This window comes from Pseudorhodoplanes sinuspersici (genome assembly GCF_002119765.1).
Lineage (GTDB): Bacteria > Pseudomonadota > Alphaproteobacteria > Rhizobiales > Xanthobacteraceae > Pseudorhodoplanes > Pseudorhodoplanes sinuspersici.
The window spans coordinates 2,648,452-2,665,314 of record NZ_CP021112.1 but is presented as its reverse complement, the minus strand read 5'-3'; the positions used below and the strand labels follow the sequence as shown (position 1 = coordinate 2,665,314).

15 protein-coding genes and 1 riboswitch are annotated in these 16,863 nt (G+C 60.5%); of the genes, 8 read left to right on the top strand and 7 right to left on the bottom strand.

Annotated elements, in window-relative coordinates; translation table 11 throughout:
* Positions 1-206: 206 nt before the first annotated feature.
* A riboswitch (Fluoride riboswitch) is annotated at positions 207-267 on the top strand.
* Between the two features lie 131 nt (positions 268-398).
* From crcB to bioD, 4 genes are all read left to right on the top strand, one after another.
* Positions 399-791, top strand: a complete 393-nt coding sequence (gene crcB, locus CAK95_RS12845; protein WP_086088272.1) for a fluoride efflux transporter CrcB — start codon at positions 399-401, stop codon at positions 789-791.
* Positions 792-800: 9 nt separating this feature from the next.
* On the top strand, positions 801-1,148 hold the full coding sequence (locus tag CAK95_RS12840) for a DUF190 domain-containing protein (RefSeq protein ID WP_086088271.1): 348 nt from the start codon (positions 801-803) through the stop codon (positions 1,146-1,148).
* An 89-nt stretch (positions 1,149-1,237) separates the two neighbouring features.
* On the top strand, positions 1,238-2,395 hold the full coding sequence (bioF, locus tag CAK95_RS12835) for an 8-amino-7-oxononanoate synthase (RefSeq protein WP_086091383.1): 1,158 nt from the start codon (positions 1,238-1,240) through the stop codon (positions 2,393-2,395).
* The gene (bioD, locus tag CAK95_RS12830; protein ID WP_086088270.1) at positions 2,392-3,075 is read left to right on the top strand and encodes a dethiobiotin synthase; all 684 of its coding nucleotides are present in this window, start codon (positions 2,392-2,394) and stop codon (positions 3,073-3,075) included. The genes bioF and bioD overlap by 4 nt, the downstream gene beginning before the upstream one ends.
* Here bioD and CAK95_RS12825 read toward each other — a convergent pair.
* Both CAK95_RS12825 and bioB read right to left on the bottom strand, forming a co-directional pair.
* Complete coding sequence (locus CAK95_RS12825; RefSeq protein ID WP_086088269.1) at positions 3,072-4,406, bottom strand: adenosylmethionine--8-amino-7-oxononanoate transaminase; 1,335 nt, start codon at positions 4,404-4,406, stop codon at positions 3,072-3,074. The genes bioD and CAK95_RS12825 overlap by 4 nt on opposite strands.
* A gap of 111 nt (positions 4,407-4,517) precedes the next feature.
* Positions 4,518-5,549, bottom strand: coding sequence for a biotin synthase BioB (gene bioB / locus CAK95_RS12820; protein ID WP_086088268.1), 1,032 nt, complete (start codon positions 5,547-5,549; stop codon positions 4,518-4,520).
* A gap of 166 nt (positions 5,550-5,715) precedes the next feature.
* On the opposite strand from bioB, the gene CAK95_RS12815 reads away from it, so the two are divergent.
* Together CAK95_RS12815 and CAK95_RS12810 are read left to right on the top strand one after the other, a co-directional pair.
* Positions 5,716-6,798 carry a Kelch repeat-containing protein gene (locus CAK95_RS12815; RefSeq protein WP_086088267.1) on the top strand — a complete coding sequence of 361 codons (1,083 nt, stop codon included), beginning with the start codon at positions 5,716-5,718 and terminating at the stop codon, positions 6,796-6,798.
* Positions 6,799-6,868: 70 nt separating this feature from the next.
* Positions 6,869-7,117, top strand: coding sequence for a DUF3297 family protein (locus tag CAK95_RS12810; RefSeq protein WP_086088266.1), 249 nt, complete (start codon positions 6,869-6,871; stop codon positions 7,115-7,117).
* 13 nt (positions 7,118-7,130) lie between these two features.
* Here CAK95_RS12810 and lpxD read toward each other — a convergent pair whose 3' ends face one another.
* The 3 genes from lpxD to CAK95_RS12795 all read right to left on the bottom strand — a co-directional run bounded on the left by lpxD (position 7,131) and on the right by CAK95_RS12795 (position 10,205).
* Positions 7,131-8,165 carry a UDP-3-O-(3-hydroxymyristoyl)glucosamine N-acyltransferase gene (lpxD, locus tag CAK95_RS12805; protein ID WP_086088265.1) on the bottom strand — a complete coding sequence of 345 codons (1,035 nt, stop codon included), beginning with the start codon at positions 8,163-8,165 and terminating at the stop codon, positions 7,131-7,133.
* Positions 8,166-8,367: 202 nt separating this feature from the next.
* Positions 8,368-9,180, bottom strand: coding sequence for a TauD/TfdA dioxygenase family protein (locus tag CAK95_RS12800; protein ID WP_086088264.1), 813 nt, complete (start codon positions 9,178-9,180; stop codon positions 8,368-8,370).
* Between the two features lie 44 nt (positions 9,181-9,224).
* Positions 9,225-10,205: a Bug family tripartite tricarboxylate transporter substrate binding protein gene (locus CAK95_RS12795; protein WP_086088263.1), complete on the bottom strand. Its 981-nt coding sequence runs from the start codon at positions 10,203-10,205 to the stop codon at positions 9,225-9,227.
* A gap of 140 nt (positions 10,206-10,345) precedes the next feature.
* Here CAK95_RS12795 and CAK95_RS12790 point away from each other — a divergent pair, with 140 nt between their 5' ends.
* Positions 10,346-11,266 carry a LysR family transcriptional regulator gene (locus CAK95_RS12790; protein ID WP_183044256.1) on the top strand — a complete coding sequence of 307 codons (921 nt, stop codon included), beginning with the start codon at positions 10,346-10,348 and terminating at the stop codon, positions 11,264-11,266.
* 15 nt (positions 11,267-11,281) lie between these two features.
* On the opposite strand, the gene fdhF is transcribed toward CAK95_RS12790, so the two are convergent.
* Positions 11,282-14,068, bottom strand: a complete 2,787-nt coding sequence (gene fdhF / locus CAK95_RS12785) for a formate dehydrogenase subunit alpha (protein WP_086088261.1) — start codon at positions 14,066-14,068, stop codon at positions 11,282-11,284.
* Positions 14,069-14,081: 13 nt separating this feature from the next.
* Positions 14,082-15,830, bottom strand: coding sequence for an NAD(P)H-dependent oxidoreductase subunit E (locus CAK95_RS12780; RefSeq protein ID WP_183044255.1), 1,749 nt, complete (start codon positions 15,828-15,830; stop codon positions 14,082-14,084).
* 114 nt (positions 15,831-15,944) lie between these two features.
* Here CAK95_RS12780 and CAK95_RS12775 point away from each other — a divergent pair, with 114 nt between their 5' ends.
* Positions 15,945-16,856, top strand: coding sequence for a LysR family transcriptional regulator (locus CAK95_RS12775; RefSeq protein WP_086088259.1), 912 nt, complete (start codon positions 15,945-15,947; stop codon positions 16,854-16,856).
* The last annotated feature ends 7 nt before the right edge of the window (positions 16,857-16,863 follow it).

The following is a 16,863-nucleotide window of genomic DNA, read 5'->3' as shown; positions in this document are numbered from 1 at the left end:
TATAAGAGCGAGCGCTGATTGCTGGCTAGGAACACGACGTTCTTGCGACAAGCGCCGTCCGCTGCATACAATTCGGAAAAATGCGCCCAAAAAAGAGGCTGCGCTTGCTTCCCAATCGAATATAGCCGCAGCCTTTGGCTCCAATCGCCGCGCTTCTATGGTGCGGCGCCCGCTATTGACGGGTCGAAATGACTGACTATCCTTCCATCGATGATGGGGATGGAGTCCCCCGAAACTGCCGCAGAGGCTGATGACTCCTATCGCGTTGTCGGCGCGGTAGGAGTCTGTGATGTGACCCGCCGCAAGGCGGGTTTTTTCGTGGCTGGCCACGATTGACCCGGAACATCGAGGGGCGGATATGACGGAGACTGTGGCGGCCGGGAGGATCAGATAACAGAATGGCCACTTATCTTTGGATCGCAGTCGGTAGCGCAATCGGAGGTGTCGCACGCTACTGGTGCTCAGGCATCGCCGCACGATTGATCGGCGAGACATTTCCTTGGGGCACACTGATCGTCAACGTCGTCGGTTCATTCATTATCGGATTTGTCGCCACCCTCACCGCCCCCGACGGACGGGTCTTCATTGGCTCCACGGCGCGGCTCGGCATCATGGCCGGGTTTTGCGGAGGCTTCACGACATTCTCGTCGTTCAGCATTCAAACGCTGAACCTCATGAATGATGGAGAATGGGCCCATGCCGGCGCCAATATCATCTTCTCCGTTGTCCTGTGTTTGATCGCGGTATGGCTGGGACATATCCTCGCCCTTGCGATCAACACGATGAAATAGGTACAGCCCATGCAGATTCCACGCGACGCTGTTCTGCTTCGGATTTTCATCGGCGAAGACGACAAGTTTGAGCAAAAGCCGCTCTATGAAGCGATCGTGTTGAAAGCGCGGGAGCTGCAACTGGCCGGCGCCACCGTGTTGCGCGGGCCTATGGGATACGGTCATTCCAGCCATCTGCACACGACAAAAATTCTGCGCTTGTCCCAGGATCTGCCTCTTGTGATCGAGATCGTCGATACCCAAGAGAAAATCGACGGCTTCCTGCAAACTCTCAATGGCATGATGGCGAGCGGACTTGTGACCCTGGAGAAAGTGCAAGTTCTTCAGTATGGCGCTCCTTCTCCTGAGCAATCTTGACTGTGCGGGTTCCCGCCAACCTGGACGAAAGCCCAACCTCGGACTTTGCGGTTGCGTCCAACCGGCGCTGCCGTCATGGTCCGTCCGCTATGCTTTCCCTTGACCAATTCGCGCGCGAGAAGCTGACCGAGCGCGCCGGACAGAACCTGCGCCGGTCCATCGTGGAAACAGGACCGGGCGACGGCGTCCACGTCGTCCGCAACGGCCGTACGCTGCTGTCCTTTTGCAGCAACGATTACCTCAATCTCAGCCAGCATCCTGCGGTGAAACAGGCCGCTGCGAACGCAGCGGAAAAGTACGGAGCGGGGGCCGGCGCATCGCGGCTCGTGACCGGCAGTCATCCGCTTTATACCCAGCTCGAACAGCGGCTGGCGCATCTCAAGGGTGCGGAAGCCGCCTGCGTCTTCGGCTCCGGCTATCTCGCCAATACCGGCATCATCCCGGCGCTTGCCGGACGCGGCGATCTCCTCCTCCTCGATGAACTGGCGCATGCCTCGATGACTGCCGGCGCACGGCTCAGCGGCGCGGACGTTCACGTCTTCCGGCACAATGATGTTGCGCACGCGCAATCGCTGCTGGACAGCGAACGGGGAACCCACCGGCACGCCTTGATTGTGACCGAAGGCGTATTCTCGATGGACGGCGATCTCGCGCCATTGCTGCAATTGTCACAGCTCGCAGAACAATACGATGCATGGCTGATGAGCGACGACGCTCACGGCATCGGCGTCGTCGGGCAAGGCCGCGGCTCGGCCTTCGTCAGTTCACCTCCGGCGATTATTCCCCTGCAGATGGGCACCTTGTCGAAAGCGATCGGGAGCTATGGCGGTTATCTCTGCGGCTCGCGCGATGTGATCGACCTGATGCATAACCGCGCGCGCACGCTGATCTATTCGACCGGCCTTCCGCCTGCAGTCATTGCAGCAGCGATCGCTGCACTCGATATTATCGAGGCCGATCCAGACTATGCTGCTCTTCCCTTGCGGAAAGCACGTGACTTCACACGCTCCGCCAATTTACCTTTTGCCGAAAGCCCCATCGTACCCGTCAAAGTCGGTGCTGCGGATGCGGCGCTGAAAGCGGCTCAGATGCTGGAAGACGAGGGCTTTCTGGTCGTCGCCATTCGCCCGCCAACCGTTCCGGATGGAACTGCACGGCTGCGTATTACGTTCAATGCAGCACAGCCGGACGAGGATATCGCCCGGCTTGCCGATATCGTCCGCACTCGCATCGGTGGCCATGCATGACCGCGATCTTCGTTACCGCCACAGGCACCGATATCGGCAAGACATTCGTCACTTCAGGTCTGATCCGCTGCCTGCGCAACCGAAAGAAAGATGTCGACGCATTGAAGCCGATTGTCAGCGGCTTCGATCCGGCCCATGCCGGTGATAGCGACAGCGGCGTGCTGCTACGCGCACTCGGCCTGCCACTGACCGACGAAGAAATCGAAGACATCTCGCCATGGCGCTTCTCGGCGCCACTGTCGCCGGACATGGCGGCACGGCACGAAGCCAAGGAGATCGACTTCGAACAATTGCTATCCTTCTGCGAAACGACGATCGAGGAAACCGAAGGCGCGCTGCTGATCGAAGGCGTTGGCGGCGTGATGGTGCCACTCGATCAATCGCATACGGTGCTCGACTGGATTGCCGAGCTTGGCATGCCGACGATTATGGTCGTCGGCAGTTATCTCGGCAGCATCAGTCATACACTGACGGCGGCCGGTGCCTTGGATGGCGAGGATTGCGACCTCACAACGATCGTCGTTTCTGAAACGGCCGGCAGTCATGTGCCGCTTTACGAAACTGTCGCCACGATTTCGCGATTCCTGCCGGCCATCGAGGTGATTGCGCTGCCACGGCTTGAGGTTGGCGCGGATCATCCGGCCTTCGAACAGATCGCGAAGAGTGCCGGGTTGCTCTAGCGCCGCTCGCGCAGAACATCTGCGATAGCCTGCGTTAACCTGACAATGTCGTCCTGGCCGATCGTCAGAGCCGGCGCGAGATAGATCACCGAGCCGACCGGCCGGATAAATGTCCCCTTCTCGACAAAAGCACTTCGCAAACCATTCAAGTCTTCGATGTGCTCCAGCTCGACGACGCCGACGGCGCCACGCACACGCACATCGACCACGCCTGGCAGGTCGCGGCAGGTTGCCAGCCCCTGTTTGAGTGACGATTCGATACAAGCGACCTGCTTCAACCGTCCGCCATCCTCGAACAAGTCCAGCGAGGCATTGGCGGCGGCGCAGCCGAGCGCATTGGCCATATAGGTCGGGCCATGCATCAAGGCGTGCATCGGATCATCCGACCAGAAGGCATTGAACACCTTCTTACGCGCCACTGTCGCCGCGAGCGGCAAGGTGCCGCCGGTGAGCGCTTTCGACAGCGTGATAATGTCCGGCACCACGTCCGCGCTTTCGCAGGCGAACATCGTTCCGGTACGAGCAAAGCCGGTGAAGATCTCATCGAAGATCAGAAGGAGATCGAAGTGATCGGCCAAGCGGCGCAGCCGCGTAAGCACGGACGGATCATGGAAACGCATGCCGCCCGCGCCCTGGATCAGAGGTTCGACAATGATGCCCGCTATCGTGTCGGCGTGACGCTCCAGTAGCGTCACAAGCGCGGCTTCGCTCTCTTCGTCCTCCGGCAGATCCGCAACGAGATGACGATGCAGCAAACCAGCAAAAGCCTGATGCATTCCGGTTTCATCCGAAATCGCCATTGTCGCCAGCGTGTCGCCGTGATAGCCGCCGCGGAAATAGACGAAGGTTTCGCGCTTGCCCTGCCCGGCATTGAGCCAGTACTGGATCGCCATCTTCATCGCGACTTCCACCGCGACCGATCCGGAATCGGTGAAGAAAACGCGATCGAGATCGCCGGGCAGCATCGCCGCGAGACGACTTGCCAGCGTCAGCGCCTGCTCATGCACGAGCCCGCCGAACATCACATGCGGCATCACCTCAAGTTGCTTCTGAACAGCCTGCCGGATGTGGGGATGATTGTAGCCATGGCACGCCGTCCACCACGACGCGATGCCGTCGATCAGTTCACGGCCGTCGGCGAGATAGATGCGCGTGCCTTCGGTGCGCACCACCGGCAGCGGCAATGGCGCCGTCTTCATCTGTGCATAGGGCAGCCAGATGTGCTCGAGGCCGGAGGGGTACCAGTCCTTACCCTCCCCCTTGTGGAGAGGGTCGCCCGCTGAGTGAAGCGAAGCAGGCGGGGTGGGGGTAGCGGTTTTGGGCCCCGGCATCTCTGCGATCCAATTGCAACCACCCCCACCCCGATCTCCTTCGCTATGCTCAGTCGATCGACCCTCCCCACAAGGGGGAGGGTAAAGATGGCGGCTCTGATCGTCGTTATCTCACACCTGCATCGCGCGCAGGCCGAGACGATCCATCAATTGCCTGTCGCGATCGGCGGCGGGATTGGGCGTGGTCAAAAGCTTCGGCCCGTAGAAGATTGAATTGGCGCCGGCGAGAAAACACAGCGTCTGCATTTCGTCGGTCATATCCTCGCGGCCAGCGGACAGACGCACCATCGACCGCGGCATGGTGATGCGTGCGACGGCAATCGTGCGCACGAATTCGATTGGATCGAGCGCCGCACTTTTTTCACTTGCTGCGCTGGCCAGCGGCGTGCCTTCCACTTGCACGAGGAGATTGATCGGCACGCTTTCCGGGTGCACCGGCAGCGTCGCCAGCGCATGGATCATGCCAACGCGATCTTCTTCGCCCTCGCCCATGCCGACGATGCCGCCGCAGCAGACATGGATGCCGGCATCACGTACATTCTCCAGTGTATCGAGCCGGTCCTGATAGGTCCGGGTGCTGATGATGTCGCCGTAGAATTCCGGCGAGGTATCGAGATTGTGGTTGTAATAGTCGAGGCCGGATTGCTTCAGCCGCTGCGCCTGTTGTCCCGTCAGCATGCCGAGCGTGACGCAGGTTTCCAGCCCCATCGCCCGCACGCCTTCGATCATCGCGCAGACCTTGTCGAGGTCGCGGTCTTTCGGCTCGCGCCAGGCCGCGCCCATGCAGAAACGGCTGGCGCCCGCATCCTTGGCCGCCTGCGCCTCGGCCAGCACCTTGTCGAGGCTCATCAGTTTCTCGGCCTTGACGCCAGTGTCGTATTTGGCGCTCTGCGGACAATAGGCGCAGTCCTCGGGGCACCCACCGGTCTTGATCGAGAGCAGGGTCGAGACCTGGACCTCGGTCGGGTCGAAACTGGCGCGGTGTACCGCCTGCGCCTGGAACATCAGGTCCGGGAAGGGCAGCGCGAAAAGGTCGCGGATTTCGGCGCGGGTCCAGTCGTGGCGGGTTTCCGCCAGTTTCGTATGAGAATCCGCCAGTTTTGCATGAGGAAAAGCAGTGATTTCGAGGGTCCCGACGGTCATTCCGTGCTTCCTTGGCGCGTCGCACTTTCCAGCATCATGCTCTGGAGGATGGTATCCTGTAGCCTCCTGAGCTGTATGTCTCATGGCTTCATGTCATAGTGCCGCCGACAAGCCAAGATAGCGACGGCTTGCCGCTGACCTGAACGGCCGCGGGGGAGGAAACAGGATGATTTCAAGACGTTCGTTCGTGGCCAGTTTGGGTGTGGCCGCCGCCTCGTCCGCCCTTGCCCAACAAGCCCTCGCCCAGCATGCCGGCCACGACCCGGTCTATTCGAACCTGACCGATCCGAACGTTAAAACTGCGCCCCTCGACACCATGAAACTGCAGCAGGTGTTCGATTCCCCGGCGCCGAAGGCCGCGCAGCAGGGCCGCTGGGTCAGCAAGGCGCCGCTCCCCCTGCCCCGTAGCGAAATGGCCTGGGCGACGACGCTCAACGACCGCATGCATGTCGTCGGCGGCTATGGCCAGCAGCGCGTCGACCGCCCCTATCATCACGTCTACGACCAGACCTCAGATAAATGGCTGGACGCCCCGTTCCTGCCGCGCGGCGCCAATCATGTCGGTGTCGTCGTCGCGAATGGAAAGCTGTATGCGATTGGCGGCTTCGTCGAGCAGAACCGCAAACCGGATAATCTGTGTTTCGTGCTCGAAGGCGAGGCCTGGCGCCCGATCGCGCCGTTGCCGAAGCCGTTTGCTGCCATTGGCTGCGCGGCCGTGAACGGCATGATCTATGCCATCGGCGGCGCCGTTGGCGACACCTTCGCCACCAAGAAGTCGGTCGACTGGCACCTCGCCTACGACCCGCGCATCGACCAATGGGCAGCTCGCGCGCCGATGCCGACCGGTCGCGACCACACCGGCACGCTGGCGGTGAATGGCAAGATCCATGTCATCGGCGGACGGGTGGACTCGTTCCACACCAATTCGAACCTGCATCACGCCTACGATCCGAAAGCCGACAAATGGGAGCCCCGCGCTCCCTTGCCGACCGCGCGATCCGGACATGGCGCGGTGCTATACCGCGGCAAGATTTTTGTCATGGGCGGGGAAGGCACCAATCGCGTCTATGGTCAGAACGAGGCCTACGACATCGATAAGGACACCTGGGAATCCTATGCACCGATGATGACGCCGCGGCACGGCCTTGGCGCGGTCGCGATCGGCGATTTCATTCACGTCGCCGGCGGCGGCCCTGTCATGGGGGGCGGTTTCCAGAGTGCTGTGCACGAGGCCTTCACACTCGACTGACACGCGCATTGCATAAGCCGGCGCGGCGGCTTAGGACGGGCGCGCTGATACGACCCATCTGCGAGCCATCATGACCGACACCTTTCCCGACCGCCTCTCCGTCGATCCCGACAGCCCTCACTACAACGAGGAATTGCTGTCGCGCGACATCGGCATCCGCTTCGAGGGCAAGGAAAAAACCAATGTCGAGGAATATTGCATCAGCGAGGGCTGGATCCGCGTGGCGGCCGGTGCTGCCAAGGATCGTTTCGGCAAGCCGCTGACCATCAAGCTGAAGGGCAAGGTTGAGCCCTATTTCAAGGACAAGCCGGCTGGATAAGACGCGGCAGCGGTCACGGCCCGCTACGCTTCGGCATCAATTTCTTCAGCAACGCGATCTGCCGGAAGAAATCACGGCTCGGCTGGGCGGGACTGCCAAGCATCCTCGCATTCGGTTCGACATCCGAAATAACTCCGGCTTGTGCACCGATCTGCGCGCCATCGCCGATACGCAGATGTCCGGCCATCGCCGCCTGACCGCCGACCTGCACGAAATCGCCAAGGTTGGTCGAACCGGAAATGCCGACCTGCGCGACGATGATGCAGCAGCGACCCAGGACGACGTTGTGTCCGATCTGCACAAGATTATCGAGGCGTGAGCCGGCACCGATGATGGTATCGCCCGCCGACCCGCGATCGATCGTGGAATTGGCACCGACCTCAACATCATCATGCAGGAGCACCCGGCCAAGCTGCGGGACCGTCAAAAAGCCGGTCTTGGTGACCGCGAAACCGAAACCTTCCTGCCCGATACGCGCGCCCGGATAGATATAAACGCGGTCGCCCAGCAACGCATGACTGATGCTGGCATGCGCGCCGACGCGGCAATCGCGTCCGAGCACAACGCCAGCACCAATCACCGCAAACGGCCCAATCCGGCAGCCAGGGCCGATTTCGGCGTCGGCTTCGATCACGCATCCGGGACCAAGCTCCGCCGTCGGATCGACGGAGGCCGCGTCATCCACAATTGCCGTCGGATGGACACCCGGCAACGTCGACGGCGCAGGGTGAAACAACGCCGCAACGCGCGCCCATCCCGCATAGGGATTTTGGGCAACGATCGCGATTGCGCTCGCCGGCACATGTGCTCGCATATCCGGGTGGACGATCACCGCACCGGCTTGCGTTGCACCCAGAAGTGGAGCGTAACGCTTGTTGTCGAGGAAACTGACCTGTGCGGGTCCCGCCATCTGCAAAGGCGCTACACCATGGAGCACCAGTTCTTGTGCCGATTCCGACACCCCTCCCGCCGCCTTGGTCACCAAAGTCAGAGGATGGGGCCCGCTTCTTTGATAGAAGCGCGCATGGCCAGGCGACGCAGGCTGCATTCTCTGTCCTTGTGAGGAATGAGACAGAGAGCTATCGGCTGCCCCGCGTAAATACAAGCGGCAATCTGGCAACGCTTTTTCGTGGTGGCGTCACCGACCTGGAATCAATCCAAACGTCAGTCCGCCACCGCAAAACCATAATGTCATCGCTGCGGATCAAAGAACGCAGTGGGAGCATCGCCCATCGCTTCGGGCGTCACAATTATGCAGCAATCGGCGCCGCTGTTCCCTCGATCTGGATACGGAAACCTGACCGCACATTCGGCCAGTAATCCCAGATCGCCTTGTGATGCGTGCAGCGATTGTCCCAGAAGGCAATCGAGTGCGGACGCCAGCGGAAGCGGCAGGTCCATTCCGGCTTGTTGCAATGATCGATCAGGAATTGCAGTACGCGCTCGCCTTCGAGCCGCGGCAATTCATTGATATTGGCGGTGAAGTCGGTATTGACGAAGATCACTTTCTTGCCGCTCTCCGGATGCCTGATGATGACCGGATGCACGGACACAGGCGTGCCCGGCCCGAACACGCGGGTGCCATCATGCGTCGCGGTCAGCCCTTCGAGAAAGGTCTTCATGCGCGGTGACAGCGCATCGTAAGCCGCATACATCGACGCAAACATCGTGTCGCCGCCGCCATCCGGCGGCACTGTGTGATTATAGAGAATGCTGCCGAGCGGCGGGATTTCCGCACAGGACTGATCGCTGTGAAAATTCTCACCGGAGATCTGCTTCGATGTTTCGTCATAGTGGAATTTACGGACGTAGGGGTTCTCGGTCGTCTTGCTGATCGTCGACTTGCCGACATGCGAACCGAGCGGACCAAAATAGCGGCCAAGCCTGATCTGGTCATCGAACGAAATCTTCTGATCCCGAAAGAAGATCACCTGATACTGGACGAATGCCTTGTGCAATTCCTCGACCTGCTTGTTCGGCAGTGGCTTCGTCAGGTCGATATTGCCAATCTCGGCGCCGATATGCGGCGACACTGGCGTCACGGTGATCGATTCATAGGACATGCGGCACTCTCCCTTAGCCTCTTTCTTGGTGATCGATGGTCAGGTTATTCCGCGCGCGCGCCCGAGTGCTGGATCGCTTCGGTCCAGTTCGCGACATCCTTGCGCACGAAGGTGTCGAAGGCCTCCGGCGACGAACTTGCGACATCCGCGCCCATGCTTTTCACTTGAGCCACATACGCTGGATCGCTCGCGATCCGCACCGTTTCTGCATTCAGCCGGTCGATGATCGCTTTCGGCGTTCCGGCGGGCACAAACAATCCAGTCCATGCACTGACATCGAATTTCGGCAAGCCGGATTCGGCGAAGGTCGGAAGATCCGGGGCGTTAATCGAGCGCTCTTTCGTCGTCACGCCAAGTGCACGCATCTGCCCGCCACGCACGAGCGGCAAGGCATTCGGAATGGTCTCGAGCATCATCGACACTTGCCCGGAAACCAGATCGGCCGTCGCCGCGCCGCCACCTTTGTAGGGCACATGCAGGATGTCGATGCCGGCGGCGATCTTGAACAATTCCGTCGTCAAATGCGACGCCGAGCCAATCCCGGCCGAAGCAAATGTCAGCTTGCCCGGATTGCTCCTCGCATAGGCAATCAACTCGCCAAGGTTTTTTGCAGGCACCTGCGGATTGACGATCAGCACCAGCGGAAGTTGATGCAACAGCCCCACTGGCACGAGATCCTTCTGCGGGTTGTAACGCAAGTTCTTGTAAAGGGCGGGACCGATGCCGAGGGTGCCGTTAGTACCAAACAAAATCGTATAGCCATTGGGCGCAGCCTTCGATACCGCCTCGGCGCCGATATTGCCTCCGGCACCGGGACGATTCTCCACGACGATAGGCTTGCCAAGCCCCTGCGACATCGCATTGGCGACAGAACGCGCAAGCACGTCCGATGACCCGCCGACCGCGAATGTCACGACCATTGTGATCGGCCGTTCGGGATAATGCGATGTCTGCGCCTGCGTCCCGCCCAATGCGAAGGCAAACGCAATAATTGTCAGCACCAGTTTCGAAAGCTTGGCAGCCATTGACGGTCTCCGTTCACTGATCGGTGCCGGCAAGCTTCGTACCAGTTTCGAAACTTTACGAACTGAACGCAGTAGATACAATTCAACAATTCCACCTAACAAATATGCCGATCAGTAATATCCGGCGTTGGAAGCAAGCGATGAATTTCAGGCAGATCGAGTATTTCGTGAATGTCGCCGAGCTTGGCAGCTTCAGCCGCGCATCGGCGGTGATGCGCACGACGCAGCCCGCCATCAGCCGGCAGGTACGAGCGCTGGAGAGCGGACTCAAGTTGCAGCTCTTTCATCGCAACGGACGCGGCGCGCAATTGACCGATGCCGGGCAACGCTTTCTCGTCTATGCAAAGGGCATTCTGCACCAGCTCGATGGCGCTCGCCACGCCGTCACCGGCAGCGATGCCGATCTGACCGGCAAGGTCGTCATCGGCCTGCCGCCATCGATCGGTCAGGTGATGACCGTGCCAGTAGTTCGCGCGGTGCGCGAACGCTATCGCAATGCCGAACTGACGATCATGGAAGCATTGAGCGTCTCGCTGCAGGAACGCTTATTGGCCGGCCGAATCGACGTTGCGGTGATTCACAACCCGGCGCCCTCGCCGCTGCTGAAAATCGAGCCGATCCTGACCGAGTCGACTTGCCTCCTCAGTGCGGCACATGGCGTGAAGCCGAGAACGGTACCGTTCCGGTCGCTGGATCGATACGAACTGATTTCGCCGGCCGCGCCGCATCCGATTCGTTCGATGGTGGAAGCCGAAGCTGCTCGCTGCAACATGAAGCTGAAGATCGCGCTTGAGATCGACGCCGTTTCCAACATGCTGCAGCTTGTGCGCGAAGGCTATGGCCACGCGGTCGTGCCTTACAACGTCGTACGGGCAGGCATGTCGGGCACCGGCATTGTCGTGCAGACGATCGCACGGCCGACGCTGAAAGGCACAGTCGCGCTCGTGACCGCGGCGCGCCGGCCGCACACATTGCTGGCCGACGGCATCACCGACATTCTGCGTCAGGTGGTGCAGCAGACGCTTAACCCCGAGTCTTCATCGCGCCGGATGGCGCGCTGAGCGAATGCGGCGGAGTTACTCCGCCGCCTCACGCATCGGGATCGCCTCTACCTTCGCCGCGCAATATTTGAATTCGGGGATTTTCCCGAACGGATCGAGCGCGGGATTGGTGAGGAGGTTCGCCGCCGCTTCCACGTAAGCGAACGGTATGAACACCACACCGTCCGGCACCGCATCGTCCTGCCGCGATTGCAGATCGACCGTTCCGCGCCGGGTTGAAACGCGAATCATGTCGCCGGGGCGAATGCCGAGCTTGGCGATGGTGCCGCGCGACACCGCCGCGATCGCCGTCGGCTCGATCGCATCGAGCACGGTAGCGCGGCGGGTCATCGAACCGGTGTGCCAATGTTCGAGCTGCCGGCCGGTGGTGAGAATGAACGGGAAGTCGTGATCCGGCGTCTCGTCCGGTGGCGTGAGCTTTGCCGCAACGAGCTTGCCGAATCCGCCCGGACGCGGGAAGCCCTTGTCGAACACAACATCGCGGCCCGGCTTGTCCGGCGCGTCGGACGGATAGGTCACCGCATTCTCGCGCTCGACACGCTCCCACGAGATGTTGTCCAAAGCCGGCATCATCGACGCCATTTCCGGATAGACATCGCGCGGGTGCGCGTAGGTCCAGTTGAGGCCCATGCGCTTGGCAAGCTCGATGGTGATCCACCAGTCTTCCTTCGCGTCGCCCGGCAACGGCAGCGCCTTGCGGCCCATCTGCACCTGACGATTGGTATTGGTGACGGTGCCGTCTTTTTCCGGCCATGCAGACGACGGCAGCACCACGTCGGCATAGACCGCCGTCTCGGTGAGGAAAATGTCCTGCACCACGAGATGCTCAAGATGCGCCAGCGCCTCGCGCGCGTGGTTTAGGTCGGGGTCCGACATCGCGGGATTCTCACCCATGATGTACATGCCCTTGATGGTGTCGGCATGAATCGCGTCCATGATCTCGACCACCGTCAAACCGCGCTTCGGATCAAGCTGGATGCCCCACTTGGCTTCATAAGCGCCGCGCGTTGCCGGATCTTCCACCGATTTATAGTCTGGGAAAAACATCGGGATCAGGCCGGCGTCGGACGCGCCCTGCACGTTGTTCTGACCGCGCAGCGGATGCAGGCCGGTGCCGGGACGGCCGATCTGACCGGTGATCAGCGACAGCGCGATGAGGCAACGCGCATTATCGGTGCCGTGGGTGTGCTGCGACACGCCCATGCCCCAGAAGATGATCGCATTCTCAGCGCGTGCGAAGGTGCGCGCGACCTCACGCAACGTGTCCGCATCGATGCCGCAGATCGGCTCCATCTCTTCCGGCGTGAATTGCTTCACATGCTCGGCAAAGGCCGGGAAGCCTTCCGTATAAGTCTGCACATATTGCTTGTCGTAGAGATTCTCCTCGACAATGACGTTGAGCATCGCATTCAGCATCGCGACGTCGGTGCCATTCTTGAACTGCATCAGCTTCCAGGCATGGCGCTTCATGGCCGTGCCGCGCGGATCCATGATAATCAGCTTGGCGCCGCGCTTGGCCGCCTGCTTGAAGAAAGTCGCCGCGACGGGATGATTTTCCGTCGGGTTCGAGCCGATAACGATGATGACGTCGGAATTCTTCACCTCGTTGAAGGTGGCCGACACCGCCGCGGAACCGACACCTTCAAGCAAAGCAGCCACTGAAGAGGCGTGGCACAGACGCGTGCAATGGTCGACGTTGTTGGTACCGAAGCCGGTGCGAACCAGCTTCTGGAAGAGATACGCTTCCTCGTTCGAACATTTCGCCGAGCCGAAGCCGGCAAGGCCTTTCGGGCCGTTTTGCTCGCGGATTTTCAGGAAGCCCTGCGCCGCCTTGTCCAACGCCTCGTCCCAGGTCGCTTCGCGGAAATGCGTCCACGGATTCATCGGATCGATGAATTCATGCGGGATCTTCGGCACGCCTTCCTTGCGGATCATCGGTTTGGTGATGCGCTGAGGGTTATGCACATAGTCGAAGCCGAAGCGGCCCTTCACGCAGAGGCGGTTTTCGTTCGCGGGGCCGTTCTTGCCGTCGACATAAAGGAGCTTGTCGTCCTTGATGTTGTAGGTGAGCTGGCAGCCGACGCCACAATAGGGGCAGACCGAATCCACCTTCTTGTCGGGATATTCGGTGCGGACATTCTCCGCATTGACGAGAGACGATGGCATCAGCGCGCCGGTCGGACACGCCTGCACGCATTCACCGCAGGCGACGCAAGTGCTGTTGCCCATCGGATCGTCGAAATCGAAGACGATCTTTTCGTTATGGCCACGTCCGGCCATGCCGATGACGTCATTGACCTGCACTTCGCGGCAGGCGCGGACGCAGAGATTGCACTGGATACAGGCATCGAGATTGACCGCCATCGCCGGATGGCTGCGATCGGCGCCGGGCTTCTCCCGTTCGGGGAAGCGGCCGGTCTCGATCCCCATCTTGTCGGCCCAGCTCCAGAATTTGGAAATGGGATCGTGCGAGGTCTCGCGCGCTGGCTGGTCGGAGACCAAAAGATCGAACACCATCTTGCGTGCTGTTTCGGCACGATGATTGGAGGCGTTGACCTTCATGCCCTCGGCCGGCTTGCGGATGCAGCTTGCCGCCAGCACACGCTCGCCTTCGATTTCGACCATGCAGGCGCGGCAATTACCATCAGCGCGATAGCCGGGCTCGGGCGAGTAGCATAGATGCGGGATCTCGACGCCTTCGCGCTGCGCAACTTGCCAGATCGTCTCGCCGTCATGCGCGTGGACTTCACGACCGTCGAGCGTGAAGGTCACGCATTTCTCGCCGTGGATATGCTTCTTCATCTCAGTCATATCGTCACCAGCCCTTGAGCGGCTTTTTCAGATCGTCCGGGAAATGCTTCATCACGCTCTGCAGCGGATTGGGCGCGGCCTGACCGAGGCCGCAGATCGAAGCATCCCGCATCGCCGTTGACAGTTCATTGAGCAGCCCTTCGTTCCAGGGCCCCTGCTGCATCAGTTTCACAGCCTTCTCGGTCCCAACGCGGCAAGGCGTGCATTGGCCGCAGCTTTCGTCCTCAAAAAATTTCATGAGGTTGAGCGCAACCGCTTTCATGTCATCCTGATCCGACAGGATCACGACAGCATGCGAACCGACGAAGGAGCCATGCGGCTCAAGCGTGCCGAAATCGAGCGGGATGTCGGCCATGCTTTCCGGCAAAACGCCGCCGGATGCGCCGCCGGGCAGAAAGCCCTTCAGCGTGTGACCATCCTGCATGCCGCCGGAATATTCCTCGATCAATTCGCGGATAGTGACACCCGCAGGCGCGAGCTTCACACCCGGATTTTTCACGCGGCCCGAAACGGAGAACGACCGCAAGCCCTTGCGCTCTCTGCGGCCATGCGAGGTGAACCACGATGCGCCCTTCTCGACGATGTCGCGGATCCAGTAAAGCGTCTCGACATTCTGCACCAGCGTCGGACGACCAAACACGCCGACCTGCGCCACATAAGGCGGACGATGCCGCGGCAAGCCGCGCTTGCCTTCGATCGATTCGATCATCGCCGATTCTTCGCCGCAGATATAAGCGCCAGCGCCACGGCGCAGATTGATCGTGGTGTGCGGCGACAGCCCCGCCTCTTCCACTTTGGCGATTTCTTCCAGCAGCATCAGTCGCAATTCGGGATATTCGTCGCGCAGATAGAAATAGACCTGGCTTGCCTCAACCACCCAGGCAGCCAGTAGCAAGCCTTCAATGAAGCGATGCGGATCGAGGCCAAGATAATAGCGATCCTTGAACGTGCCGGGCTCGCCCTCGTCGCCGTTCACGGCCATCAGGCGTGGCCCCTTTTCCGCACGCACCAATGTCCATTTGCGGCCGGTGGGGAAGCCAGCGCCGCCGAGGCCACGCAGACCGGAATCATCGACGGCCTTGATCATGTCTTCGCGCGTGCGCGAACCATCAAGACAGGATTTCAGCAGCGAATAGCCGCCGTCCTTCCGATAAACATCGAAACTTGTGATCGGACTTGCCGCATGCGCATGTTCATGCGCTTTCACAGCCTTCGTAACATTGTCGACATCGGCTTTGAATGTCTGCACGTGGCCGACGGCAACGACAGGCGCAACATCGCAAGCGCCCATGCACGGTGCACGAATGACGCGCACATCCGGTCCGAGCTTCGCCGGCAACTCCGCAAGTAATGTCTCGGCGCCGACCATGCAGCAGGACAATGAATCGCAAACGCGCACGGTGATCGCCGGCGGCGGTGTTTCGCCTTCCTTCACGACGTCGAAATGTGCGTAGAAGGTCGCGACCTCGTACACTTCGGCGAGCGCCATCTTCATCTCGCTCGCAAGTGCGGTGAGATGTGCTGCGGACAGATGGCCGTATTTATCCTGAATGAGATGCAGATGCTCAATCAGAAGATCACGCCGGCGCGGGCGATCGGTCAGCAGCGCCTGGATTTCTTCCAGCGCATCGGTCTCAACCTGACGGCCTTTTGGCGTCTTGCGGGCACGGCGGCCCCGGCCACCGGATCCGTCGAAGCCTTTGCCGTCGAATCCTTTGGGTTTTGAAGGGGTTAAGGTTTCTGTCGTGGTCATGGTGAAGCATCGCGGCATCTGCAGTTTAGAACAATCCCCAAGTCCCGATACGTTGATAGAAATTATCTATCGAACTTTTCAAGCCATTGAAAATGCGATAGATTCCAAACTGCCATGTTGGACAAACTCGAATATCTGATGGCCTTGTCACGGGAGCGGCATTTCGGCCGGGCCGCCGAGACCTGCGGCGTGACGCAGCCCACTCTTTCGGCAGGCATCAAGCAGCTCGAAGAGCAGCTCGGCGTCCTGCTGGTCCAACGCGGATCGCGCTTTATCGGTTTCACGCCGGAGGGCGAACGCACGCTGGATTGGGCGCGCCGGATTGTCAGCGACAGCCGCGCGATGCGCCAGGAAATCTCCGCGCTCAAGCGTGGTCTCACCGGCCGATTGAAGATCGCAGCAATCCCTACTGCGCTCGCCATGGTCGCCGCTATCACCACCCCCTATCGCGCACGCCATCGCGATGTACGTTTCACGATCCTGTCGCAGAACTCGATCCAGGTGCTGACGCAGCTTGAAAATCTCGAGATCGATGCGGGCATCACTTATCTTGACAACGAGCCGCTTGGGCGCGTCAACACAGTGCCGCTCTATCAGGAACGATATCAGCTTCTGACATCGGCCGATGCGCCGCTCGGCAATCGCGAGCGCGTGACCTGGACGGAAGTGGCAAAAGTGCCGCTATGTCTGCTGACTCCGGACATGCAGAACAGGCGCATCATCGATGAATTGTTGCGCGCGGCCGGCGGCGATCCGCAGCCGACACTGGAGTCGAATTCGGTCGTGGTGCTGTTCGCGCATGTGCGCACCGGCCGCTGGGCGACGGTGATGCCGTCAAAACTCGCGGAAACGCTCGGCCTCACGGACACGATCCGCGCGATTCCCATCGTCGATCCGGAAGCCGTGCACACGATTGGCCTTGTCGTGCCGGCGCGCGAACCAATGACGCCATTGACGGCTGCGCTGGTTGCGCAGGCAAAGCAGGTGGCGAAGACAATGAATGAAACGGCACTGGCCTCGGCCTGACAAAGGC